Genomic DNA, 22,482 nt, shown 5'->3' on the forward strand with positions numbered 1-22,482 from the left:
TCCAGCGCTATACTCCCCGGCTAAATTACGAATTCGACTAACTACAAGGACTCGCCCATGAAAGCGTTCGGCAAAATCCTGGGTCTGGTACTTCTCGGGCTGTTGCTGATCATTGTGGCGGCGGGCTTCGCCCTGACCCACCTGTTTGATCCCAACGACTACAAAGACGAGATTCGCCAGATAGCCCGCGACAAGGCCCACATCGAGCTGACGCTCAATGGCGATATCGGCTGGAGCCTGTTTCCGTGGCTTGGCCTGGAACTGCATGAAGCCAGCATCGCCACCCTGATCAATCCGACCGAGCCGTATGCCGATCTGCAGATGCTCGGCCTGTCCGTGCGCGTACTGCCATTGCTGCGCCGCGAAGTGCAGATGAGCGACGTGCGTGTCGAAGGCCTGAACCTGCGCCTCAAACGCGACAAGTCCGGCCACGGCAACTGGGAAGACATCGGCAAGCTGCCGCCTCCTGCCGTGCCTGCCGGCAGCCCTGCGCCAGCCAGCCCGCCTGTCGCAGAGGCCACCGCCCAGCCGGAAAAACCGCCGCAGCCGATCCGCCTCGACATCGACAGCCTGACCGTCAACAACGCCCGGGTTGAATACACCGACGAGCAGACCGGCAAACAGTACAGCGCCGAAAGCATCCAGCTGAGCACCGGTGCGGTACACGACTCGACCAACATTCCGCTGAAAGCCACGGCGTTCCTCAGCACCAATCAGCCTGTGCTGCGCGTGCGTACCGAACTCAATGGCGAGCTGCGCATCGAGCGTGCATTGCAACGCTACAAGTTCGAAGACATGAAGTTGTCCGGCGAGCTGACTGGCGATCCACTGCAGGGCAAGGCCATGACCTTCTCCGCCCAAGGGCAGATCTTGCTGGACAAGGCAGCGAACGTCGCCGAATGGACCGGGATCAAGATATCTGCCAACCAGTTGCGCGCCTTGGGTGAGCTGAAAGCCAACGACCTCGACAAGACTCCGCAGATCACTGGCGGCATCTCCATCGCCCAGTTCGATCTGGCGAAATTTGTCGACAGCATCGGCCAGACACTGCCAGCGATGGCGCCCGGCAGCCTGAGCAAGGTCGAGCTGGTCAGCCGCGTGGCCGCCACGCCCAGCAGCGTTGCCTTCGACAATATCAACCTGAAACTCGACGACAGCAGCTTCAGCGGACGCATTGCCGTTGAGGACTTCGCCAAGCAGTCGCTGCGGGCGATCCTCAAGGCTGACACATTCGACGTCGACCGCTACCTGCCGCCGAAATCGGAAAAAGCCAAAAACGCCACGCAAGTGCGTCAGGCCGAAGTCGCCAGCACCGAAGCCGATGCCATGGCCGGTGCCGGCAGCACACCGCTGCCGGACAAGCCGAGTAAAAGCGCCTGGAGCACTGAGCGCCTGTTGCCAGTCGAGCGCCTGGCCAAACTCGACGTTGATGCCGATCTGAGCTTCGGCCAACTGACCCTCGATAAACTGCCGATCCAGAACGCCGCGCTCAAAGCCACCGGCCAGGGCGGCTTGCTGACTCTGGAAAACCTGCGCGGCGGGCTGTACAACGGCGACTTCGAAGCCAAGGGCACCCTCGATGTGCGCCCGAGCGCGCCAGTGTTGAATCTGCAAACCCGGATCAACCGCGTGCCGGTGGAGAAAATCCTCGAAAGCCAGGGCAAGAACCCGCCAGTCAAAGGCCTGGTCACACTGACCAGCAGTCTCACCGGCAGCGGCAACAGCCAGCAGGCGCTGATCGAAACCCTCAATGGCAACGCCAGTTTCGTGATCAACAACGGCGTACTGCTCAACGCCAACCTTGAACAGCAACTGTGCAAAGGCATCGCCACGCTTAACCGCAAAACCCTCAGCGGCGAGCCACGGGGCAAGGACACGCCGTTCCAGGAACTCAAGGGCAACCTGACCTTCCGCAACGGTATCGCCAGCAACCCGGACCTGAAAGTGCGCATCCCCGGCATGACCGTCAACGGCGATGGCGACATCGACTTGCGGGTGCTGGGCATGGATTACCGCGTCGGCATCATCATCGAAGGCGACACCAGCGCGATGCCGGACCCGGCCTGTCAGGTCGGCGAGAAGTTTGTCGGCATCGAGTGGCCGCTGCGCTGCCGTGGTCCGCTGGAGCTGGGCGCCAAGGCCTGCCGCGTGGATAACGAACGCCTCGGCCAGGTCGCGACCAAAATGGCCGGAGACAAACTCAGCGAGAAGATCGATGAAAAACTCGGCGACAAGGTCAGCCCGGAATTGAAAAACGCATTGAAAGGGCTGTTCAAGCGATGAGAGCGGAGCAGTTTTCCACGGCGGTGCTGGAATGGTTCGACCGCCACGGCCGCCACGATTTGCCTTGGCAGCAGGACATCAATCCGTATCGGGTGTGGGTCTCGGAGATCATGTTGCAGCAGACCCAGGTCAGCACCGTGCTCAATTACTTCGACCGCTTCATGACCGCGCTGCCAACGGTGCAAGCGCTGGCCGAGGCGCCGGAGGACGAAGTGCTGCACCTGTGGACAGGGCTGGGTTACTACACCCGTGCGCGCAATTTGCAGAAGACCGCGAAGATCGTCGTCAGCCAGTACGGCGGCGAGTTTCCGCGGGACGTTGAAAAGCTCACCGACTTGCCGGGCATCGGCCTGTCCACCGCCGGGGCCATCGCCAGCATCAGCATGGGCCTGCGCGCGCCGATCCTCGATGGCAACGTCAAACGCGTCCTGGCGCGTTTTACTGCGCAAGAGGGTTACCCGGGTGAACCGAAGGTTGCCAAACAGCTGTGGGCCAACGCAGAGCGTTTCACGCCGCATGATCGAGTCAACGCCTACACCCAGGCGATGATGGATCTCGGCGCCACGCTGTGCACCCGAAGCAAACCGAGCTGCCTGCTGTGTCCACTGGAAAAGGGCTGCGAGGCGCACATGCTCGGCCTGGAAACGCGCTACCCGATCCCCAAACCGCGCAAAGCGATACCGCAAAAACGCACACTGATGCCGATGCTCGCCAATGACGACGGCGCGATTCTGCTTTATCGCCGTCCCTCCAGCGGTCTGTGGGGCGGTTTGTGGAGCTTGCCGGAACTCGACGATCTCGACGACCTGCAACATCTGGCCGATCAACATTCGCTGACCATGGGCGAGCAGCAGGCACTGCCAAGCCTCGTTCACACCTTCAGTCATTTCCAGCTGTCCATCGAACCGTGGCTGGTTCAGGTACAGGAGGCCACCCATCACGTGGCCGAGGCCGACTGGCTCTGGTATAACCTCGCCACCCCGCCGCGCCTGGGCCTTGCTGCCCCGGTCAAAACCTTGCTCGAGCGCGCGGCTGCCGTATTGAACGCAGGAGAGTCGTCATGACCCGCACCATCATGTGCCGCAAGTACAAAGAAGAATTGCCCGCGCTGGAACGCGCTCCTTTCCCGGGCGCCAAAGGTCAGGACATTTTTGACCACGTCTCGGCCAAGGCCTGGGCTGACTGGCAGAAACACCAGACCCTGCTGATCAACGAAAAGCGCCTGAACATGATGAATGCCGAAGACCGCAAATATCTTCAGGGCGAAATGGACAAGTACTTCTCCGGCGAGGAATACGCCAAGGCCGAAGGCTACGTTCCGCCTGCAGAGTAAACCTGCAAAATCGGGGGTCGGATCGTAAGCGACGGAATTAATTTAAGAAATTTTAAAAAAGTCGTTGACGTAAATCCGAAAAACCCTTTTAATGCGCCCCGTTGCCCAGATAGCTCAGTCGGTAGAGCAGGGGATTGAAAATCCCCGTGTCGGCGGTTCGATTCCGTCTCTGGGCACCAAATACCGAAAACCCTGAATCGCAAGATTCAGGGTTTTTTTATGCCTGCGATTTGATGGCGGCTCACTCCAGCCTTTTTTCTGGGCTGCGCAAATGCGCGACGGGTTTCGAACAAAGGCGATCCGCGCTACTTTGGCCGCACCTTATGGAAGAGGGTCATCCGCTCGATGAACCAGAAAAGAACCCGCGTGCCCCTGCCCCATCCGCCAGCCTATCGCCAGAGCCGGATTGCATTCTGGCTGATGATACTGGTCGGCATACTGATCGCCTTCCTCATCGCCGCGTCGACTTATCTGATCATCCACAGCTTGCTCAGCGGCTCCATCACCACCTGGAACCGATCCGGCCCACGCCATACCTACACCCTGGCGCAGCAACCCCGAATGTTCTGGTTCGAGATCGTGTCGCAGTGCGTCGGCACTCTGTTCCTGATAGCCGTCGGCTGGATTGGATTGTGGATTCACCGAATGGCGCGCGAGCCCGGTGACAAGCAGAAGGCCAAGCGCAAGCGGGCGTAAAGGAAGGCGCGGGATTTTACCCGCGCCTCGACGTTCAATTACACCCAACGTTATCCAGCGTCATTCCAATGGAACACCAGATTGCGCGCAGTGCCGCTGCCAACGTCTGTCACGTCACGCCGTGTTTCGCCATTGCGCGTGGCGACCACGGTGTACTTACCGGGTGGCAGTTGCACGTACACCAGCGGCCCCGTTTGGGTGAGGGTCAGCACGGTTTGCCCCGGTGACTTTTGAATCGTCACATCGACATCAGCGGTGTACTGGTCTTGCGCGCCCACCGCGAACGTCATGTGCAGGTTGTAGCCAGGTGTTTGCTGAATGGCTTTTGACTCGTCCAGGCCAATCCCGCCAGACAGGTAGTTGATGCCGTTTTGCTGTTGTTGCTGGACTTGCACGCCGGCACTGTCGATCGGGTCCAGGTTAGCCGCCTGCAACATCGCCGGAAAAGCCAATGCAGCCACCGCCGCGATGGGCAGCAGGAATGAAAGAACGCGTTTCATGATGACAACTCCCGGGCTCTTGTAGAGCCCAACCGTTACTCCTTATTTGATCCGGCCAAGGAAGCACGTGTTTTAGAATGATTGGCACTTGGCCAGGGTGCGAAAGGGACTAATTCGAGACGCACTGCGGCTCGAATTTACAGAGTCGCTAACCTTCAATCCGGAGCGCACTGCGTTCCGAGTGATTGCGCAGGCCGGCGTTGAAGCTCATTCTCGATCCGTCTTCGCCAAGGACAGGTCCATATGAATTCACGCAGTCCCGCGTTTACGCCCGACACAGCAACCGTGAGCGAACCTTTCAAAGAAGCTGCCGCAGATGGCTTTATGCTCGGCGGCTTCACCTGGCGTCACGCCCTGCCCGGTGCGCAACGCCCGGTAGTCATCATCAACGCCGCCACCTCGGTACGCTGCCGACATTACTCGCGCTTCGCCGGCTACCTGTTCGACAACGGCTTCGACGTGATCACCTACGACTACCGAGGCATCGGCGAATCGCGTCCGGCGACGCTAAGAGGCCTTGAGGCTTCATGGACCGACTGGGGCGCGCTGGATTTCGAGGCGATGCTCAAGCGCGCGCAACGGGAATTTCCCGGCCAGCCAATCGATGTGGTCGGCCATAGCTTCGGCGGTTGCGCGGCGGGACTTGGCGAGTCCGGGCAGGTCATTCGTCGGCTGGTGACGGTCGGCGCGCAGTTCGCTTACTGGCGCGACTATGCGCCGGCACAGCGCTGGCGCATGTTTGGTAAATGGCATTTGCTGATGCCGCTGCTGACGCGGCTCTGCGGCTATTTTCCGGGCAAACGCCTCGGTTGGCTGGAGGACACGCCAGCAGGCGTCGTACGCGACTGGAGCACGCCTACCGCGCGCTACGAGCAGCGTCCGAGCGGCCGCCGACTGCTTAAGGCAAGCGGTCGCTTGCCCTTCGCCAATGTCCGCGCGCACATCCTGGCGATCAGCATCAGCGACGACCCGTACGGCACCGTTCCCGCCATCGAACGCCTGCTCGACTACTTCAGCCATGCGCACAAAACCCACTTGCGCATCGAGCCGCAGGACATCGGCGAACAACAAGTCGGACATTTCGCCTTTTTTCGCAGCGCATACCAAGCCACACTATGGCCCATCGCTCTGACCTGGCTGCAAACCGGCGAACTGCCCCCCGACACACCCGGGCGGACAGTGCCGCGCAGCTGAGCCCTTCCCACGCACGACGGAACACACCATGGCCTCCGCCAACAAGCAGCAAAAACGCGCCGCCCGGGCCAAAACCAAGGCCAAGCAGAACCGCACCAAACGCGCCGAGGCGCCGCTCGAACTGGACCCGAACGATGACCGTATCGACTTCGAGTCGGTGGACCTGACCGAGCTGTTCAAGAAAATGATCGACGCCGAGAAGATCAGCCAGCAAGCCATGTGCAGCGCATTCCTCGAAGACCCGCTGCTGGAACTGGTCTACGAGCAGGAAGGCGAAGAAGGCGCAATGGATTTCATCCTCGCCGCGCTGATCGAGTATCGCCAGTGGTCGCAAGAAACCGACGAAGCCGGTGCCCTGGCGTGGATCGAATCCCCGGCCTTCCAGGCCGACTATGTGGCGGCCTCCGACGCGATCGCCGCACACACCCAACAGAAGAACTGAGTTCCCATGGCATCCCTGAACAAGCAACAGAAACGCGCCAAACGCGCCAAGGCCAAAGCCAAGCACATCCGCATGGTCGGCCGTAAGCCGCTGGACCAGGACGACAACCTCGGGCATCTGGACGAGCCGATCCCGGAATACACCCTGGCGATGTTCAGCAAAATGCGCGACGCCGAAGCCGTCAGTCGCAACGAAATGCTGCTGACCCTGCTGCGCGAACTGGCGTTCATCATCGTTGACCATCCAGAGCTGCTGGACATGGAAAACGCCGAGAACGAAGGCATGGCCGCCACTCACCTGGCCGCCGACATGCTGATCGACTACCGCATGCGGGCCGACGGCATGGACATCGAAACCGCCCAGGCCTGGCTGACCGAGCCACAGTTCATCACCGATTTCGGGATTGCGCTGGATACTTACGGCAAGTCGGTTGAAGCGCAGGAAGACAAGAGCGAATAAACCTCGCGCACAAACAAAAACGGCCGCTCGTCATCACTGACAGCGGCCGTTTTTGTTTGAGCGATTCAAAAGCCCTCCATCCGAGAATGGTGTATATCCCGTTGACATATCCCATTCGCAACCTATTCTTGCTTCATTGCAGGCGCAGACCTTGGAGGCCGAATATGGAACAAACGACAATTTTCATGAGCAATAGAAGCCAGGCTGTTCGACTGCCAAAGGCAGTCGCAATGCCCGGCGATGTCAAACGAGTTGAAGTGATCGCCATCGGCAGAACACGCGTCATCACACCTGCCGGAGAAAGCTGGGATAGTTGGTTCGATGGAGAAAACGTTTCAGCTGATTTCATGGCTGAACGAGAGCAACCAGACGATCAGGAGCGTGAGTCGTTCTGATGATCAAGTACATGCTGGATACCAACATCTGCATTTTCACCATCAAGAACAAACCACAAATTGTCCGAGAATCGTTCAACCGACATTCCGGACAGTTGTGCATCAGCGCTATCACGCTCATGGAGCTTATCTACGGCGCTGAAAAATCGGCAGCCCCTGAAAAGAATCTTTCGGTTGTCGAGGGATTCGTTGCTCGACTGGAAGTCTTGGCTTTTGACAATGACGCAGCAGCACAGGCCGGAATGATTCGATCTGAACTGGCTAGAGCAGGAACACCTATTGGCCCCTACGACCAAATGATCGCCGGTCATGCACGCTCACAAGGCCTTATCGTGGTGACGAACAATGTACGGGAATTCGAACGTGTTTCCGGATTACGCATTGAAGATTGGGTGCACCCAGGCTAATGCACCGCTCCCAAGCAAAAACGGCCGCTCGTCATCACTGACAGCGGCCGTTTTGCATTACGCGTTACGGATCAGTTCAACACCACCGCACCACGCTTTTCCAGCTTGCGGCGGCGTGCCACCAGCAGGCCGGCGGCAACGACCATGAGGCTCAGCAGGCCGGTTGCGAGGATTTCCACGCGGTGGGCTTCCTGGAACAGCATGATGGTCAGGGCCGCGACGATGAAGATGATCACCGCGTAGGTCAGGCCCGGGAACAGCCACATGCTGAAGACGATTTTCTCGCCGCGGGCCATGCGTTGTTTCCGCATGCGCAGTTGCGAGAACGCGATCACCAGGTACACCAGCAATGCGATGGCGCCGGAGCTGGCCAGCAGGAATTCGAACACGGCAGCCGGGGCCACGTAGTTGGCGAAGGTGCAGAGGAACGCCGCGCCGGTCGACAGCATCACCGCCCAGTAAGGCGTGCCGCTTTTGTTGACCCGAGTCGACATCGCCGGTGCATCGCCGCGCTTGCCGAGGGAGAACAGCATGCGCGACGAGGTATACAGCGCCGAGTTCAGGCAACTGGTGACCGCGACCAGAACCACGATGTCGACGATCATTTTCGCGTTCGGAATGCCCATGCGCTCAAGCACGGTCTGGTAGGAACCGAGGTTGGCCAGCGTAGGATCGTTCCACGGCACCAGGGCCACAACGATGAAGATCGAGACGAGGTAGAACAGGCCGATCCGCCAGATCACCGAGTTGGTGGCCTTGGAAATCTGCTTGCCCGGGTTCTTCGATTCCGCAGCCGCGATGGTCACGATTTCGGTACCCATGAACGAGAACATGGTGGTCAGGATCGCACCCAGTACCGCACCCATGCCGTTTGGCAGGAAGCCGCCGGAGTCGAACAAGTGCGAAACGCCGCTGACCTGACTGTTCGGCAGGAAGCCGAAGATCGCCGCGAGGCCGAGGATGATGAAGCCGATGATCGCCAGGACTTTGATCAGGGCAAACCAGAATTCGAATTCACCGTAGTTTTTCACGCTGAACAGGTTGGTCACCGTAAGCAACATGGTGATGACCAAGGCGAAGGCCCAGATCTCCACGCTCGGGAACCAGGCATGCAGGATGGTCGCGGCGGCGTTGGCTTCCAGTGGAATCACCAATACCCAGAACCACCAGTACAACCAGCCGATGGTGAAACCGGCCCAGTGCCCGATGGCACGGTCGGCGTACGTCGAGAACGAGCCGGTGTCGGGCGAAGCGACAGCCATTTCACCGAGCATGCGCATCACCAGCACCACCAGGGTACCGGCGGCGGCGTAGGCCAGCAGCACGGCAGGGCCGGCGGCAGCGATGGCGTGGCCGGAGCCAACGAACAGACCGGCGCCGATCACACCGGCGATCGACAACATGGTCACATGACGCGGTTTGAGCCCCTGTTCGAGGCCATTGGAGCTTGGGGTACTGCTCATCGGAACTACCTTTGCGAGGAAAGCGATTGCGTCCGACCTGCCTGATTTTCCTTTTCGTAAAAAGAAACCAACAGGGCGTTCCAGATTCTGCACGCAATAAATGCGCCAAAATGTTTCAAACTCTTCTGGCCCGCGGCTTTGAACGCGACCGGACAGTCATCGCAAGTCCTTAAAATTAATGGCAATTCGCCAGAGCGTTACTGTGCGACTCACTTTTCAAGCGAACAGGCGCACCAGAAACACACTGAAAAAGTGTGGGATGCACAATAAAAGGGCGAATCAGGAACGTTCGGCCGGATAGCGCTTCCAACACCCCGCCAAAGCTGGCAACATCGCGCCTTTTTTTACGCAACACCCACGGGTTTGCACGTTCAAACACCCGTTCGGTTGTTGATGGGGCGACAGTCTGCTGTGCCGATGCGACAACCCGCCACACGCCATCCGCTTACCGCCCGTAGCGCTGTTGGCTGCCATTGAAACGCTATGCTAGCTTGGCCGCCTCGCCAGGAAGGCCCGCCAACAGCAGGAGCGCAACATATATGAGGAACGCACATGGCTGAGGCCACGCCCGCGCTTGAAATCCGCAACTTGCACAAACGCTACGGACAGCTTGAGGTGCTCAAAGGCATCTCGCTGACCGCCCGCGACGGCGATGTGATCTCGATCCTCGGTTCCTCCGGTTCCGGCAAGTCCACGTTCCTGCGTTGCATCAACCTGTTGGAAAACCCGCACCAGGGTCAGATTCTGGTGGCCGGTGAAGAACTCAAGCTCAAGCCCGCCAAGAACGGCGAACTGGTTGCTGCTGATGGCAAACAGATCAACCGCCTGCGTTCCGAGATTGGTTTTGTATTTCAAAACTTTAATCTGTGGCCACACATGAGCGTGCTCGACAACATCATCGAAGCCCCGCGCCGCGTGCTCGGCCAGAGCAAGGCCGAGGCGATCGAGGTCGCCGAAGCGCTGCTGGCCAAGGTCGGCATCGCCGACAAGCGCCACGCCTACCCGTCGCAATTGTCCGGTGGTCAGCAACAACGCGCGGCGATTGCCCGCACGCTGGCGATGCAGCCGAAGGTGATTCTGTTCGACGAGCCCACCTCCGCGCTTGACCCGGAAATGGTTCAGGAAGTACTTAGTGTCATCCGCGCACTGGCCGAAGAAGGCCGCACCATGCTGTTGGTGACCCACGAAATGGGCTTTGCCCGTCAGGTCTCCAGCGAAGTGGTGTTCCTCCACCAGGGGCTGGTGGAAGAGCAAGGATCGCCTCAGCAGGTGTTCGAAAACCCGCTTTCGGCGCGCTGCAAACAATTCATGTCCAGCAACCGCTAACGGAGCAACATGCATGCAGAATTTTAAAAAGGTCTTCCTGGCCGCCGCCGTCACCCTCGCGTTCAGCGCCGGAGCCATGGCCGAGACCCTGAAGATGGGCATCGAAGCGGCGTACCCGCCGTTCAACAACAAAGACGCCAGCGGCAACGTGGTCGGCTTCGACAAAGACATCGGCGACGCCCTGTGCGCCAAGATGAAAGTCGAGTGCTCGGTGGTCACCTCCGACTGGGACGGCATCATCCCTGCGCTGAACGCCAAGAAGTTCGACTTCCTGGTGTCCTCGCTGTCGATCACCGAAGAACGCAAGGGCGCGGTGGACTTCACCGACCCGTACTACTCGAACAAGCTGCAGTTCATCGCACCGAAAGATAAAGAGTTCAAAACCGACAAGGACTCGCTCAAAGGCAAGATCATCGGTACCCAGCGCGCCACCCTCGCGGGCACCTGGCTTGAGGACACTTACGGTAGCGATATTGAAGTCAAACTCTACGACACCCAGGAAAACGCCTACCTGGACCTGACCTCCGGTCGTGTCGACGCCATCCTCGCCGACAAGTACGCCAACTACGACTGGCTGAAAACCGATGCAGGCAAGGCCTACGAGTTCAAAGGCGACCCGGTCGTGGAAAGCGACAAAATCGGCATCGCCGTGCGCAAAGGTGACCCGCTGCGCGAGAAGCTGAACGCCGCACTGAAGGAAATCGTCGCCGACGGTACCTACAAGAAGATCAACGACAAGTATTTCCCGTTCAGCATCTATTGATCTGACCTGCGGGACCAGCGCCATCCACCGACGGCGCCGGCTCCCGGCCTTGCCTGCCGCGATTTGAAAAGAAATCCATGATTATCGACCTCTACGGATTCGGCCCGGCCCTCGCCGCCGGTGCGCTGATGACCGTCAAACTGGCGCTGACGGCCCTGTGCCTGGGACTGGTGCTCGGTCTGCTCGGCGCCTTGGCCAAGACTTCCCCGTACAAGCCGCTGCAGTGGCTTGGCGGCACTTATTCGACCCTGGTGCGTGGCGTCCCGGAATTGCTCTGGGTGCTGTTGATCTACTTCGGTACGGTCAACCTGATGCGCAGCCTCGGTGAGTTTTTCGGTAACCCCGACCTGCAACTCAGCGCCTTCGCCGCCGGCGTAATCGCGCTGGGTCTGTGCTTCGGCGCCTACGCCACCGAAGTGTTCCGCGGCGCGATCCTCGCCATTCCCAAGGGCCACCGTGAAGCCGGTGTGGCGCTGGGCCTGTCGAAATGGCGGATCTTCACCAAGTTGATCATGCCGCAGATGTGGCGCATCGCCCTGCCGGGCCTGGGCAACCTGTTCATGATCCTGATGAAAGACACCGCGCTAGTCTCGGTAATCGGCCTGGAAGAAATCATGCGTCACGCACAGATCGGCGTGACCGTGTCGAAACAACCGTTCACCTTCTATCTGGTGGCCGCAGTCATGTACCTCGGCCTCACCGTGCTGGCGATGACCGGCATGCACTTCCTGGAAAAACGCGCCGCTCGCGGCTTTGCGAGGAGCGCTTCATGAACTGGGAAGTGATCATCAAGTGGCTGCCGAAACTGGCGCAGGGCGCGACTTTGACCCTCGAACTGGTGGCGATTGCCGTGATTGCCGGCCTGCTGCTGGCGATTCCGCTGGGCATCGCCCGCTCGTCGAAGTTGTGGTACGTGCGCGCCTTGCCCTACGCCTACATCTTCTTTTTCCGTGGCACGCCGCTGCTGGTGCAACTGTTCCTCGTCTATTACGGCCTGGCGCAGTTCGATGCGGTGCGCAGCAGCGCGCTGTGGCCGTACCTGCGCGATCCGTTCTGGTGTACCACCGCGACCATGACCCTGCACACGGCGGCCTACATCGCCGAGATCCTGCGCGGCGCGATCCAGGCGATTCCGCCGGGCGAAATCGAAGCGGCGCGAGCACTGGGCATGTCCAAGCCCAAGGCGATGTTCTACATCATGCTGCCGCGTGCAGCGCGCATCGGCCTGCCGGCCTACAGCAACGAAGTGATCCTGATGCTCAAGGCCAGCGCACTGGCGAGCACCGTGACCCTGCTGGAACTGACCGGCATGGCCCGCACGATCATCGCCCGCACCTACCTGCCGGTGGAAATCTTCTTCGCCGCCGGCGTGTTCTATCTGCTGATGTCCTACGTGCTGGTGCGCGGCTTCAAGCTGCTGGAGCGCTGGCTGCGCGTCGATGCCTGCCAAGGGCGTTGAAACTTCCCACGTGCTGACGGGCGAGGAGTTACTCGCCCGTTTCACCGCGCTGGATGATTTTCTTACAGCGCATCAGGCGCTGTGGAAACCTCGTCCGTTCACTCATCTTTCTCTCCCGTGGGAAACGGCCTACCCGCAATTGTCTTCCTGGCTACGCAGACGGTCACTGGAAGATGCAGAGCGGGCGCACAACCATCCTGCCGATCTCGTCGATGCCCCGGAGCCGTTCGCCTCTTTGGCGGCGTTATCGGCTGAGCTGAGCGCAGTGGGTGAGTTGCCGGGACATGCGCTGGAAACTGCAGGTCATCAATTGAATGTCGACGTGCCGGGACGCAAGTGGCAGCAGATTGAAGCGTTCGGCAGCCGTTTGTCTTTCGCCTCGCCGCCAACGCATTGGCTGGACTGGTGTTCCGGCAAAGGGCATTTGGGCCGGCGCCTGTTGAGCGCCGGGCAACAGCTGACCTGTGTGGAATACGATCCGGCGTTGGTCGCCAGCGGTCAGGCCCTGAGTCAGCGTCATCATTTGCATGCCCTGCATGTCGAGCAGGATGTGCTGGCCGCAGACGCGGCGAACGTGTTGAGCGCTCACCACACCCCGGTCGCCCTGCACGCCTGCGGCGACCTGCATGTGCGCCTGATGCAACTGGCGAGTGCTGCCGGATGTCAGCAGATGGCTATCGCGCCGTGCTGTTACAACCGGATCAATCGCAGCGAATACCAGGCATTGTCCTCAGCGGGTTTGCGATCCGCCCTACAGCTCTCGCTCGAAGATCTGGCGCTGCCCATGAGCGAAACTGTCACCGCCGGTGCAAGAGTCCGACGTCAGCGCGACACCTCCATGGCCCGGCGCCTGGCTTTCGATTTGCTGCAACGGCAAGTGCGTGAAGTAGACGAATACCTGCCCACCCCGTCCCTGCCCAGTGCCTGGCTGGACAAACCTTTCGCCGATTACTGCCGCGACCTGGCAGTGCTGAAAGAGTTATCCACAATCGGCACGCCGGATTGGCAGGCACTGGAAGCTGCCGGTTGGCAGCGATTGGCCGAAGTTCGCAACCTGGAATTACTGCGCGGACTGTTCCGACGACCGCTGGAGCTTTGGCTGAATCTTGATCGAGCCATTTTCCTCGCCGAGCAGGGGTACGTCGTACGACTCGGCACCTTCTGCGACAGCTCGCTGACGCCGCGTAATTTTCTGCTGCTGGCCGAGCGCGCCTGAAACCTTCACAACCTGTGGATAACTCTGTTGATGGTTTTCCCGTGGATCCAATATCCACGGCCATTGCATGACCAAAACAGCATTGGTCATTTTTTGTTCATATTGATAAAAAACCTGTAAAACAGGGCTTTGCACACAAAATGAGAACGTGTCCACAAAATACCCTGCAACGCCGCCTTAGCGCCGATCCGTTGTGCATAAGCTTCCAATCAAAAGGACATAAACGGGTGAAATTGGTGCTCGAACAGCGCAGAAATCCTGCCAACACTCGCCTGGTGGATTGACGTCGAACAGCCCGATTTTGCGGCTTAACACCCAATGACACAGCCCATGCCGCGCCCGATCCAGCGCCTGCGTAAAAATAGTCTGAATTCAGGGGTTTACAGAACCAACCCAATCGCTATAATCGTCGCCCACACGCCGGTATAGCTCAGTTGGTAGAGCAACTGACTTGTAATCAGTAGGTCCCGGGTTCGATTCCTGGTGCCGGCACCATACAAAACAAGGGCTTGCAGCAATGCAGGCCCTTTTTTTATGGGGATGACGTAACAAGCGACGTAATAACCACCGCATATAGCCGTGTGGTGCAGAGATCCTGGCCGTGATCGCATCTGACGAGCGTGCCTGCCCCCATCGATATCAGTTGTGCTAACAAGGGAATTGTTATGACCGCTACCCTGACGACTATCGCGCTAACAAGAGCTCTTACTCCATTATGCGCTGACCTTTACAAAGGGGCGAAAGGCGTCGTTCAGGGCGGACTGGATCGATGGAAGACAAATGCCGGCATTAAAAAAGCGTGCATTGCCTTGGGACGAATTGAGAAAGTCAAGACCATCTGGTCTCCAGAGACAGAGGTCTCGCTCCGACAATTCTACTTTCCCTCTAAACTTCAGACAAAGCCGGGTTCAGGCGAGCATCCACTACTGATCTCTACTGATGACATCACATGTCTTCCGCCAGGTAACCTAGTTATCGAGGGCATTGTAGGCCAAGGCAAATCTATTTTTATGAGGCACTTGGCTAGCTCTGCACTGAATCTCGCTAACAGTGTTTTGATTCCTGTGTTTATTGAACTTCGAACCATCACACCGAAACGCTCACTCCCGGATGCAATATCCGCCTTCTTAGAGACGTTAGGCGTCGACGGTGCCCAGACGACTTTCGACTATCTCGCAGACTCCGGAAAAATCATTTTATTACTCGATGGGTTTGATGAAATTCCTAGTGAATGTGTCGGAGACGTAATCTATGAGTTGGGCAACATACAAACCCGAAATCCAGAACTCAAGATTATAATTTCCAGCCGACCAAGAAACCATATTCAGAATACTAACGGCTTCCAAGTACTTAAGCTGGTCAAACTTACCCAAGACGATTACGATCCGTTTATCTCGAAGTTAATAACTTCAAGTAGCAAGCGATTAGATGTTGTCCAAGCTTTGCAGGATTGCACCGAAAACATCAAAGGTGTAATCAGCACTCCATTGATGCTTACCCTAGTGGTCATCGTCTATCAAACTGAAAAAGAGATCCCTTCGACTCTTTCAGATTTTTTTGAAAAACTTTTTGGAGTCGTTTTCACTAAGCATGATCGCCTAAAAGCGGGTTTTAATCGCCAGCATCATAGCGGGTTATCTGAGCGGAAATTGAAACAACTGTTCGATACATTCTGCTTCATGGTCGTCCGGCTAGGTGGCACCAGATCTTTGGAAAACGCTAGCTTCGATACAGCCTTCGAAGATGCCATAAGCTACGCGCCGGAGTGCTTTTGCGATCTAGATTCGTTTAGACATGACATTGTGAAAGTCGCCTGCCTCATGGTGGAGGAAGGGCTGGATACAACAACATTTTTACATAAAAGCATCTTGGACTATCACGCTGCTTCTTTTGTTAAAAACTTAAAAGAAAATATATCCATAGACTTTTATGAAAGCGCATTTAGCAATCATCGACTGTGGACAAACGTCATTGAGTTCTTAAAATCAATTGATTCCTCAAGATATTACCGACATTACGTTATTAAGTTTTTAAAGAAGCCTTCCGCTCAGTTACGTAAAGTCATGAACACCCGCGACCTCTCAGTACTTACAGCATACCTTGAAGAATTATTTCCAAACTTCACATTTGACTTCAACAATTATGGACTCGATACCTTCGGCCCTTTTGCCAATGCAAATATTGAAATATATGATCGAATCGGCGATGCAATAACTGCGAGCATGCCTTATGAATTCGATGTATCCCCAGCACACGACGAAATTGATCGAGCTGTCAAATTAAGCAAAAAGGAAAATCCGAATATAGCGGGACAATCCATAACTTTGCGTCAGTACATTGCCAATTTCGATATGTCTACACTCTGGGCGGAGCTCGCGAATATCGATGACGAGTACTACATGACATGCAATCTTGCGCAGGCAACACTTACCGATGAGAAAGCTAAGGCAGGAATGTTTAGAGAGATGCTCAGTTCGACACCTAGCCATGACCACCTGCATCCTTTTGGGGACTCTATTGAAGAGTGAGTTCAACCAAGCGGATGGAAGGATTCGACCAGTGGACCAAAGCGTTTGCTAATGGCGAAGTCGACCGTATGCGTGCAAGTGCGCCGATGTCAGTGCGAGGATCTATCACATGCCAAGCTCACCGCCGCACCATTTTTATGTTGACCCATGGGAAACCGGTATTTTTGGTAAGTTTTTCCATAATCGCTTTGAAAGCCTTACGACACAAGGCTTCTAGATTATTGGGCTAGGTAAGTTTTAAGTAATATATAGACATAACATTACCTTTTACCTAGGTCAGAAACTGAAAATAAAATATCTATGAAAATCATATAGTTAGCAAAAAATTACTCCCCTCCTTACTCCAAAAAGCCAGTGCAAAGTAAGTGCTCAACACCGCATCGCACGCGGGCTCCAGCCTATTCCTTACCTGTACATACCTAAATTACTTGTTTCCCATGGGTCACCTGAAAAAGGGTCTCAGAAACGAGTTCATGGTCGCTCGAAAAAGCAGTGGGGTGTGCAGGGTTTTGCAGGGTTTTTCTCTACCCATTTTCGCGCAGGAGAAGCCCGGCGGGCGCTGCTGGTGGATGGCTGCAGGTGCGCAGTAATTGAGACCTATCTAGCCCGCAGGCGTGGCGGGGGGACGACGGCGCGCGCCAGGTGCAGACCCCCCTAGAGCCTCCGATCGCCCCACAATGGTGCGCGAACAGCCCCCGGCCACCCACCATCGGTCACCGATGGACCGCCACCTACCATCGGCCACCCGCCACCGGCCACCTACCACCGGTTGCCAATCACCGGCCTTTGGTGGTGACCACCACAACAGAACGACGGCCTGCGGCGGCTGCAACGTACAGTGATATGAAATATTGTCCGGGGACACTTGATCCCCGTACATTGAGAGGCGTACAGTGCGGTCGTCGCTGCCAATTCAGCGACCGGGCTTGGTAACCCGACATGCAAAAGGCGCAACAGCGCCCATCTTCACAACTGCAGGCGCTTTTTTTGTGCCCGCAGTTCCGTGTTATGGCGGCTGTGCGTGGGAGGTCTTCGGGCCTGCCGGGTTCCTTTTGCCCCGGTTTACCAACCTGCGTACAGCTGCCACCATTCGCTTGGTAACGAACGTGGCAGCTCCTGTCAGCAAAAGGAGCTTCACTATGACCGCCCTCATTCCGTCCAAAATCCGCGCACTTGCCCATCGCCGCATGGCTCTCGCCGCGTTGCACGCCAACTCCTCCCTCGCTACTCGCCTCAAGCGCTACAACCATCACATGCACCAGGTGCGCGTTCTTGAAACGCACGGCGGTGCCGTATGAGAAAGCCCTACTGCCTCTCTGACGACGATCTGTTTGATTTGGAACGGTTGCGGGATTCGCTTGCCCTGGTGCATGCGCTCGCCCAGCAGGCTGACCACCCAGGTCTGTACACACCACAAATGCTGGCCGGTTTCTTGGACCGGATCTGCGTTGACCTGAACAACGTCATTCGCTCCGCCAACAACAACCATCGCCGGATCTGATCGTGAAAAGGGAGGGGTGTAGTACCCCCCCTTCGCCCCGCCAAATATTGAATAGGTAAAGAAAATGAAGACGCCTTCGCTTTTTGAATTCGAAACGCAGCCGGTCCGGATCCTTGACGAAAAAGATGGTGAAACGTGGTTTGTTGCTGCGGATGTATGCAGGGTTTTAGAGATCGCGAACCCACGCAATGCATATACGCGCTTGGAAGAGGACGAAAAGGAGGTCCGCACTATGGACACCCTTGGCGGACAGCAGGAAATGATGATCGTCAACGAGGCAGGCCTATATAACTTGCTGTTCAGCAGTCGCAAGCCCCAAGCGAAACGGTTCAAACGCTGGGTAACTCACGACGTCCTCCCTTCGTTGCGAAAAACCGGCAGCTATTCGCTCAGCGAGAAGCTCACGGTCAATCAGCAGATCAGCATGTCGAAGCATCGTCTTGGGCTGGTGAAGGAGTTGATGCGCACCCGTAATCGGACTGTGCGTGATTTGCTCGGTATCGAGATCACGAAACTGTCCACCGCAATGGGTTTGCCGGTACCGGATCTCGAAACCATAGGCACTGTCGAGCCTCCCCAGGCCGATCTTGTTGCCGACTTCTGGGCCGCGCTCCTGCAGCTGGACTCCAAGGGCATCGCGTACAACCACTCCAAGGACTCGCAACTGATCGCATTGAACATGCCACATTTGGTCGAACTGTTTGCCGCAAATAGCATCCCGACTGTGATCAGCACCGAGGTGACGAACGCCTTGAAGCACTGCATCGAGCCCCAATTCGTTGGGATAAAGGCGGTGGACAGCAATATTCGCAAGACTACGACCAAGTGCTGGGTATTCAAGAAGGCGGCCCGAACTCATGTGCAGTGAGTTGAGGGCTACTTGCCGTCTCGGTAAGTCCCGAACGTAAAAGAACGCCCAGCGGCCCAGCCTATACGCTACGCTGGCCGGGCCGTCACGGCGCAATCACAAGGAGTGAGACGGATGCAAATGAGTGAAACTGCAGAAGTGGTGCAGGTGGCCGGTGTCGACAATGCCAACACGCTGCTGGCTGTGGTACCGAGCGCGAACAACGAAGGCAAGGTGCATGTGGCCTATGTGTTGGGCAAAACGGCCGAGAAACCGAAAACCGATTGGAAGAAGATGAGCGAGTGACCGCCGCGTTACAAATAACGGCGCTTAGGTCAAATTAGCCCTCACACTGCGAGAGCGTGGGGGACTTTTTTATTTGAGAGGCACCTACTAAAAGCAGTCCTTACCGCGTAGGTAAGCAGGCGGTAAGGATGATCTAGCCGCATCTCGCGTATGCGGAAGCGAGCTATCAATTGGCCATCATCGACCGTAGGATATGGCGCTTGGGACATTCAAGTTGGTCAGATGGAGCACAAGCAGTGACAGAATTCGACTGGAAAAAATATCAGTTCATTACCGAAGTCCAGACAGCATTGATCGCCAACGCCATCAATACCGCCAAACATGACGATGAAGGTACGGAGAGGCACGACTATTCCGGTACCGGCCTGATGATCAGCATGGATAACGCGTTCTTTGCTGCAGAAAGAATCCCAGCAAAGCTGTCCGCGCACGAGGCGGCTTCTCAGTTCTACGGTGGCTGCAAAGGTGAGAAGTGGCCTACCTGGGCACTGCGGGGTTGACCCAGTGGCTGCACGCTGGCTTACCATCTAGATAACTGAGCGGTAAGGGTTATACCTTCCTTATTTTTATGAGTAAGGCCGAAATGAATGACGAGTTGGTAGTCTTCGATCCAATAACCCTTACTCTTGCCACCACCACGGGTGCTTCTGCAGGCGAGTTTTTTGACGGAGGCTGAGACGTCTGCGCTCGCTCACTTCGTGAAACGCGTCGGCTGATTCGAGTTCAACAGCCACTCGGTAAACTAAGATGAGAACCACTTTGTAAAGCAAGCCGTCGATAAGCTGCAGAACGTCATTTCACGCTCCGGCTTCGATCCGCTCTGATTACCACCAGATTCAACCACCACGCCCCCCCTATTTTTTTCTGAAAACCGGGGGTTTGTTGCTTTGGGCGTCCGGAAATGGCTACATCGGGCAGACATACGCCAGAAGCTCCATTTCGGAGCGGGATAGTCATCAAGAGGGAAAAAGCTTGAGCTAATCTGATTTGGCAAGCATGAGCTACCCTTTCGGAAGCTTTCGCTCAAGGACGACCCAAATGCCAAACAATGCAGATTCAAATATCGCCACCGCCGACGCGTTGACTTTGCTGCTGCACAATCAGCATGCGCTGGGTGCGGCGATAGAAGAGATTACTCACTGGATCTCAGGGGTTGGGGCAGGAGAAATTGCCGACAACGCCGTTGGCGCGCTGGAGACGCTGGATACGAACGCGAAGGCGATTTCAGGTGCAATCACGCGATTACGGCAATGCTAGGCAATCACGATTGCTGAGCAATTTTGACGTAACGGGCGCCGATCATCGGAAATTTGGTGTCCGAGGTGAATTTGCCCCCATCTAAACCAGCAACGTGAGATCTATCAATCGACTCCACACTCACACCGTATAAGCTATCGTTATCGTGGAATCGGATTGATATTAATAAGCCATCACCTGTATAAAAGGGACTGGCTAGGACGTCACCAAGGGAGTCAAGACGTTGAAAGGCGAAACAAACCTAAAGATACAAGTTTCTTTATTTGGGGATTATTCTAATATCACCCCGACAGAAGAAATTATTAAAAATTGCATAAGTGCATTCTTCCAGCATGGAATGCTTCCGTCTGGTAACGTTCAGGAGATGGACCCGAACACCAATCGCTTAGAGCCTAGACTATCACTCCAATCGATGCGAAACGGTGTTTCAGTTAACTTCCTCTCTAACCGTATCGATTTCTTAGTTATGCCTGTACCAAACTCTCCAGGTGCAGCTGTTACATCGGAATTGTTTTTTGACCAAGTAAACCAAATAACATCATCACTAACAACAGTTTTGGGCATAACATTTAATAGAATCGGCTTCGTAAGCGAGAAGTTCTTAGCCCCAATGAGCACTGAAAAACTTGAAGAACTGAGAAAAAAATTCATTACAGAAGCTTTTACTTTGTTCCCCGACAAGTCTGTTACGGAATGGAACGTTCGTAACGTAGTAGCCGATCACTTCGACAAAAACATCGACCAAGAAGTCAATGTTATTTACAATATATCGAAAGTAAAAGTACAGTTCGGTGATAGCAATGGTGTACGCGAATTTGAAACCTTACATCTAACCACTGATATAAATACCCCTCTTGAAAAGCGCGTTACGGCTTCGTTAGCGACGTTATCTGACTTCCTACAGCAATCACTGGATAGAGAGCGGGCTATTTACAAAGGCCTTACGGCGGTGGCATATGATTAAAACAATAGAAGTGGATAGCTCCATTAAATCAGTTACTGCCTCTATCCTTTCCCAAGGAGCTTTGTCTTTAAAAAACGCCAGCCTTACATTAAGAACTGCGCCTAAAACTATTAGCGAGAAGCAAAACGAAACTACTAACACTCCGCTAAATATTCGGCTGGAGGGTGCCTCTACAACTACAAGCTCCGGGGATGCGGTTCGTACTAGCAAGACGGAAGCCGATAGGTTCAGAAAAGGGCTAGAGGATTGTTTAGACAACGATTTTTTCGAGCCCGGCACTAAGTCCGCTGCAGATCATTACGTAGAAAGATGGTTGTCTTTACGCCCGTTGATGACTCAAGTTGAAACTGGAAAAGTCTTTCTAGCGAGTCGTGGAAATGATCGCCGCCTAATCGGCATACTCAACCTCATCACTCATATGGATATGAAAACATTCCATCCAATGAATGAGATGATCGCACTCTCAGCACTCTCTCATCGTTCAACGGAAATCAAGGAGTGCGCGGTTCGAGCATTTGAATATTGGGAAGACGTTGACTTAATTCGAAGTCTGACACACCACACTCTTACACCTAAGTGGCTCGACGACTACAGATTGGAAGTAATTTCTGACTTTTGCGGGATTTGATAATGGCTTATCTCGTTCGTAAAATTGCGATGGGCAAGTGGTGCGTAAGCGATGAAGTTCTACCAATCAACGCTGACGCAATTACCCAGTGTTTAAAAACTGACGACAATACACTTTCAGTCTGGCGAATTGAGGATGAGAAAGAAATAAGCCAAGGCGTTTTAGCTATGGCCGCGAGCAACGACTTTCTTTCTAAAATAGATGTGGTCGTGGTCGATGAAGCTGAGCTTGAAACTGGCAGCATCACAATCACGGCGACTCCAGGCAAAACACCGTGCACTGATTTAATTAATACCCATCGCGACCTTTCGAGCCTGAACGTTAATAATCTAGCTTTTATTTCAGACTCTATTGCCGCGCAGATAAGAGCAGATAAGGTGCATCGATTTACAGTAACGAAGATCAAAGCGCTATTGCTCGACGCGATAAACAAAGGTTCTTTGGACCCTGAACTTTTATCGGACAGTGTTAGGGCAAAAATTTTAAAATCGGTCAGTTAGTTAGCCAGCAAACAT

26 protein-coding genes and 2 tRNA genes are annotated in these 22,482 nt (G+C 55.7%); 26 read left to right on the forward strand and 2 right to left on the reverse strand.

All coding sequences use genetic code 11. From position 1 onward, the window contains the following. Positions 1–57 precede the first annotated feature (57 nt). The 5 genes from ACM6HV_RS12690 to ACM6HV_RS12710 all read left to right on the forward strand — a co-directional run bounded on the left by ACM6HV_RS12690 (position 58) and on the right by ACM6HV_RS12710 (position 4,312). Positions 58–2,283, forward strand: coding sequence for an AsmA family protein (locus ACM6HV_RS12690; protein ID WP_414904332.1), 2,226 nt, complete (start codon positions 58–60; stop codon positions 2,281–2,283). Continuing rightward, positions 2,280–3,347 (forward strand): A/G-specific adenine glycosylase, encoded by a 1,068-nt coding sequence (mutY, locus tag ACM6HV_RS12695; RefSeq protein ID WP_145595879.1) that lies wholly within the window; start codon positions 2,280–2,282, stop codon positions 3,345–3,347. Before ACM6HV_RS12690 ends, mutY begins: the two co-directional genes overlap by 4 nt. Further along, positions 3,344–3,616, forward strand: a complete 273-nt coding sequence (locus tag ACM6HV_RS12700; RefSeq protein WP_008024947.1) for an oxidative damage protection protein — start codon at positions 3,344–3,346, stop codon at positions 3,614–3,616. Before mutY ends, ACM6HV_RS12700 begins: the two co-directional genes overlap by 4 nt. A gap of 103 nt (positions 3,617–3,719) precedes the next feature. Further along, positions 3,720–3,795: transfer RNA gene (locus tag ACM6HV_RS12705), tRNA-Phe, on the forward strand. Positions 3,796–3,961: 166 nt separating this feature from the next. Beyond that, a complete protein-coding gene (locus tag ACM6HV_RS12710) occupies positions 3,962–4,312 on the forward strand; it encodes a hypothetical protein (protein WP_414904333.1) in 351 nt (116 codons plus the stop codon). A 50-nt stretch (positions 4,313–4,362) separates the two neighbouring features. On the opposite strand, the gene ACM6HV_RS12715 is transcribed toward ACM6HV_RS12710, so the two are convergent. Continuing rightward, positions 4,363–4,812, reverse strand: coding sequence for a carboxypeptidase regulatory-like domain-containing protein (locus ACM6HV_RS12715; RefSeq protein ID WP_414904334.1), 450 nt, complete (start codon positions 4,810–4,812; stop codon positions 4,363–4,365). 243 nt (positions 4,813–5,055) lie between these two features. Between ACM6HV_RS12715 and ACM6HV_RS12720 the strand changes: the two genes are divergently transcribed. The 5 genes from ACM6HV_RS12720 (at position 5,056) to vapC (ending at position 7,709) form a co-directional block, all read left to right on the forward strand. After that, on the forward strand, positions 5,056–6,006 hold the full coding sequence (locus ACM6HV_RS12720) for an alpha/beta fold hydrolase (RefSeq protein ID WP_414904335.1): 951 nt from the start codon (positions 5,056–5,058) through the stop codon (positions 6,004–6,006). A 28-nt stretch (positions 6,007–6,034) separates the two neighbouring features. Continuing rightward, positions 6,035–6,448: a hypothetical protein gene (locus ACM6HV_RS12725; RefSeq protein WP_041071360.1), complete on the forward strand. Its 414-nt coding sequence runs from the start codon at positions 6,035–6,037 to the stop codon at positions 6,446–6,448. Between the two features lie 6 nt (positions 6,449–6,454). Next, the gene (locus tag ACM6HV_RS12730; RefSeq protein WP_414904336.1) at positions 6,455–6,907 is read left to right on the forward strand and encodes a hypothetical protein; all 453 of its coding nucleotides are present in this window, start codon (positions 6,455–6,457) and stop codon (positions 6,905–6,907) included. A gap of 164 nt (positions 6,908–7,071) precedes the next feature. Beyond that, positions 7,072–7,302 (forward strand): type II toxin-antitoxin system VapB family antitoxin, encoded by a 231-nt coding sequence (gene vapB, locus ACM6HV_RS12735; protein WP_108181398.1) that lies wholly within the window; start codon positions 7,072–7,074, stop codon positions 7,300–7,302. Continuing rightward, complete coding sequence (gene vapC, locus ACM6HV_RS12740) at positions 7,302–7,709, forward strand: type II toxin-antitoxin system tRNA(fMet)-specific endonuclease VapC (RefSeq protein WP_108181397.1); 408 nt, start codon at positions 7,302–7,304, stop codon at positions 7,707–7,709. The genes vapB and vapC overlap by 1 nt, the downstream gene beginning before the upstream one ends. Before the next feature lie 71 nt (positions 7,710–7,780). Here the strand turns inward: vapC and gabP are convergent, their stop codons facing one another. Next, positions 7,781–9,172 (reverse strand): GABA permease, encoded by a 1,392-nt coding sequence (gene gabP, locus ACM6HV_RS12745; RefSeq protein WP_047290843.1) that lies wholly within the window; start codon positions 9,170–9,172, stop codon positions 7,781–7,783. Between the two features lie 552 nt (positions 9,173–9,724). On the opposite strand from gabP, the gene ACM6HV_RS12750 reads away from it, so the two are divergent. The 16 genes from ACM6HV_RS12750 (at position 9,725) to ACM6HV_RS12825 (ending at position 22,467) form a co-directional block, all read left to right on the forward strand. After that, positions 9,725–10,498: an ABC transporter ATP-binding protein gene (locus ACM6HV_RS12750; protein ID WP_041071351.1), complete on the forward strand. Its 774-nt coding sequence runs from the start codon at positions 9,725–9,727 to the stop codon at positions 10,496–10,498. Positions 10,499–10,511: 13 nt separating this feature from the next. Continuing rightward, complete coding sequence (locus tag ACM6HV_RS12755) at positions 10,512–11,261, forward strand: ABC transporter substrate-binding protein (protein ID WP_041071347.1); 750 nt, start codon at positions 10,512–10,514, stop codon at positions 11,259–11,261. Positions 11,262–11,338: 77 nt separating this feature from the next. Continuing rightward, positions 11,339–12,034, forward strand: coding sequence for an ABC transporter permease (locus tag ACM6HV_RS12760; protein ID WP_007961693.1), 696 nt, complete (start codon positions 11,339–11,341; stop codon positions 12,032–12,034). After that, positions 12,031–12,720 carry an ABC transporter permease gene (locus ACM6HV_RS12765; protein ID WP_003220713.1) on the forward strand — a complete coding sequence of 230 codons (690 nt, stop codon included), beginning with the start codon at positions 12,031–12,033 and terminating at the stop codon, positions 12,718–12,720. Before ACM6HV_RS12760 ends, ACM6HV_RS12765 begins: the two co-directional genes overlap by 4 nt. Continuing rightward, positions 12,701–13,936 carry a methyltransferase gene (locus tag ACM6HV_RS12770; RefSeq protein ID WP_414904337.1) on the forward strand — a complete coding sequence of 412 codons (1,236 nt, stop codon included), beginning with the start codon at positions 12,701–12,703 and terminating at the stop codon, positions 13,934–13,936. Before ACM6HV_RS12765 ends, ACM6HV_RS12770 begins: the two co-directional genes overlap by 20 nt. A gap of 419 nt (positions 13,937–14,355) precedes the next feature. Beyond that, positions 14,356–14,431: transfer RNA gene (locus ACM6HV_RS12775), tRNA-Thr, on the forward strand. A gap of 170 nt (positions 14,432–14,601) precedes the next feature. Continuing rightward, positions 14,602–16,464 (forward strand): NACHT domain-containing protein, encoded by a 1,863-nt coding sequence (locus tag ACM6HV_RS12780; protein WP_414904338.1) that lies wholly within the window; start codon positions 14,602–14,604, stop codon positions 16,462–16,464. A gap of 1,139 nt (positions 16,465–17,603) precedes the next feature. Beyond that, on the forward strand, positions 17,604–17,762 hold the full coding sequence (locus ACM6HV_RS12785) for a hypothetical protein (protein WP_243241464.1): 159 nt from the start codon (positions 17,604–17,606) through the stop codon (positions 17,760–17,762). Beyond that, positions 17,759–17,965 (forward strand): hypothetical protein, encoded by a 207-nt coding sequence (locus tag ACM6HV_RS12790; RefSeq protein WP_414904339.1) that lies wholly within the window; start codon positions 17,759–17,761, stop codon positions 17,963–17,965. The genes ACM6HV_RS12785 and ACM6HV_RS12790 overlap by 4 nt, the downstream gene beginning before the upstream one ends. Positions 17,966–18,029: 64 nt before the next feature. Then, positions 18,030–18,833 (forward strand): Bro-N domain-containing protein, encoded by an 804-nt coding sequence (locus ACM6HV_RS12795; protein WP_414904340.1) that lies wholly within the window; start codon positions 18,030–18,032, stop codon positions 18,831–18,833. A 114-nt stretch (positions 18,834–18,947) separates the two neighbouring features. Further along, positions 18,948–19,118, forward strand: coding sequence for a hypothetical protein (locus ACM6HV_RS12800; RefSeq protein ID WP_414904341.1), 171 nt, complete (start codon positions 18,948–18,950; stop codon positions 19,116–19,118). A gap of 236 nt (positions 19,119–19,354) precedes the next feature. Further along, complete coding sequence (locus ACM6HV_RS12805) at positions 19,355–19,618, forward strand: hypothetical protein (RefSeq protein WP_414904342.1); 264 nt, start codon at positions 19,355–19,357, stop codon at positions 19,616–19,618. 538 nt (positions 19,619–20,156) lie between these two features. Then, positions 20,157–20,375, forward strand: coding sequence for a hypothetical protein (locus tag ACM6HV_RS12810; RefSeq protein ID WP_414904343.1), 219 nt, complete (start codon positions 20,157–20,159; stop codon positions 20,373–20,375). 223 nt (positions 20,376–20,598) lie between these two features. Further along, positions 20,599–21,339: a hypothetical protein gene (locus tag ACM6HV_RS12815; RefSeq protein WP_414904344.1), complete on the forward strand. Its 741-nt coding sequence runs from the start codon at positions 20,599–20,601 to the stop codon at positions 21,337–21,339. Beyond that, positions 21,332–21,967 (forward strand): hypothetical protein, encoded by a 636-nt coding sequence (locus ACM6HV_RS12820; protein WP_414904345.1) that lies wholly within the window; start codon positions 21,332–21,334, stop codon positions 21,965–21,967. The genes ACM6HV_RS12815 and ACM6HV_RS12820 overlap by 8 nt, the downstream gene beginning before the upstream one ends. 2 nt (positions 21,968–21,969) lie before the next feature. Then, on the forward strand, positions 21,970–22,467 hold the full coding sequence (locus tag ACM6HV_RS12825) for a hypothetical protein (RefSeq protein ID WP_414904346.1): 498 nt from the start codon (positions 21,970–21,972) through the stop codon (positions 22,465–22,467). Positions 22,468–22,482 lie beyond the last annotated feature (15 nt).

The organism is Pseudomonas sp. IT-P260 (assembly GCF_949768395.1).
Classification (GTDB): domain Bacteria; phylum Pseudomonadota; class Gammaproteobacteria; order Pseudomonadales; family Pseudomonadaceae; genus Aquipseudomonas; species Aquipseudomonas parakoreensis.

Bases quoted from the DNA above. Each gene is read 5' to 3' on its own strand.
- ACM6HV_RS12690 (WP_414904332.1), top strand. From the start codon at position 58: ATGAAAGCGTTCGGCAAAATCCTGGGTCTGGTACTTCTCGGGCTGTTG.
- mutY (WP_145595879.1), top strand. From the start codon at position 2,280: ATGAGAGCGGAGCAGTTTTCCACGGCGGTGCTGGAATGGTTCGACCGC.
- ACM6HV_RS12700 (WP_008024947.1), top strand. From the start codon at position 3,344: ATGACCCGCACCATCATGTGCCGCAAGTACAAAGAAGAATTGCCCGCG.
- ACM6HV_RS12710 (WP_414904333.1), top strand. From the start codon at position 3,962: ATGAACCAGAAAAGAACCCGCGTGCCCCTGCCCCATCCGCCAGCCTAT.
- ACM6HV_RS12715 (WP_414904334.1), bottom strand. From the start codon at position 4,812: ATGAAACGCGTTCTTTCATTCCTGCTGCCCATCGCGGCGGTGGCTGCA.
- ACM6HV_RS12720 (WP_414904335.1), top strand. From the start codon at position 5,056: ATGAATTCACGCAGTCCCGCGTTTACGCCCGACACAGCAACCGTGAGC.
- ACM6HV_RS12725 (WP_041071360.1), top strand. From the start codon at position 6,035: ATGGCCTCCGCCAACAAGCAGCAAAAACGCGCCGCCCGGGCCAAAACC.
- ACM6HV_RS12730 (WP_414904336.1), top strand. From the start codon at position 6,455: ATGGCATCCCTGAACAAGCAACAGAAACGCGCCAAACGCGCCAAGGCC.
- vapB (WP_108181398.1), top strand. From the start codon at position 7,072: ATGGAACAAACGACAATTTTCATGAGCAATAGAAGCCAGGCTGTTCGA.
- vapC (WP_108181397.1), top strand. From the start codon at position 7,302: ATGATCAAGTACATGCTGGATACCAACATCTGCATTTTCACCATCAAG.
- gabP (WP_047290843.1), bottom strand. From the start codon at position 9,172: ATGAGCAGTACCCCAAGCTCCAATGGCCTCGAACAGGGGCTCAAACCG.
- ACM6HV_RS12750 (WP_041071351.1), top strand. From the start codon at position 9,725: ATGGCTGAGGCCACGCCCGCGCTTGAAATCCGCAACTTGCACAAACGC.
- ACM6HV_RS12755 (WP_041071347.1), top strand. From the start codon at position 10,512: ATGCAGAATTTTAAAAAGGTCTTCCTGGCCGCCGCCGTCACCCTCGCG.
- ACM6HV_RS12760 (WP_007961693.1), top strand. From the start codon at position 11,339: ATGATTATCGACCTCTACGGATTCGGCCCGGCCCTCGCCGCCGGTGCG.
- ACM6HV_RS12765 (WP_003220713.1), top strand. From the start codon at position 12,031: ATGAACTGGGAAGTGATCATCAAGTGGCTGCCGAAACTGGCGCAGGGC.
- ACM6HV_RS12770 (WP_414904337.1), top strand. From the start codon at position 12,701: ATGCCTGCCAAGGGCGTTGAAACTTCCCACGTGCTGACGGGCGAGGAG.
- ACM6HV_RS12780 (WP_414904338.1), top strand. From the start codon at position 14,602: ATGACCGCTACCCTGACGACTATCGCGCTAACAAGAGCTCTTACTCCA.
- ACM6HV_RS12785 (WP_243241464.1), top strand. From the start codon at position 17,604: ATGACCGCCCTCATTCCGTCCAAAATCCGCGCACTTGCCCATCGCCGC.
- ACM6HV_RS12790 (WP_414904339.1), top strand. From the start codon at position 17,759: ATGAGAAAGCCCTACTGCCTCTCTGACGACGATCTGTTTGATTTGGAA.
- ACM6HV_RS12795 (WP_414904340.1), top strand. From the start codon at position 18,030: ATGAAGACGCCTTCGCTTTTTGAATTCGAAACGCAGCCGGTCCGGATC.
- ACM6HV_RS12800 (WP_414904341.1), top strand. From the start codon at position 18,948: ATGCAAATGAGTGAAACTGCAGAAGTGGTGCAGGTGGCCGGTGTCGAC.
- ACM6HV_RS12810 (WP_414904343.1), top strand. From the start codon at position 20,157: ATGCCAAACAATGCAGATTCAAATATCGCCACCGCCGACGCGTTGACT.
- ACM6HV_RS12820 (WP_414904345.1), top strand. From the start codon at position 21,332: ATGATTAAAACAATAGAAGTGGATAGCTCCATTAAATCAGTTACTGCC.
- ACM6HV_RS12825 (WP_414904346.1), top strand. From the start codon at position 21,970: ATGGCTTATCTCGTTCGTAAAATTGCGATGGGCAAGTGGTGCGTAAGC.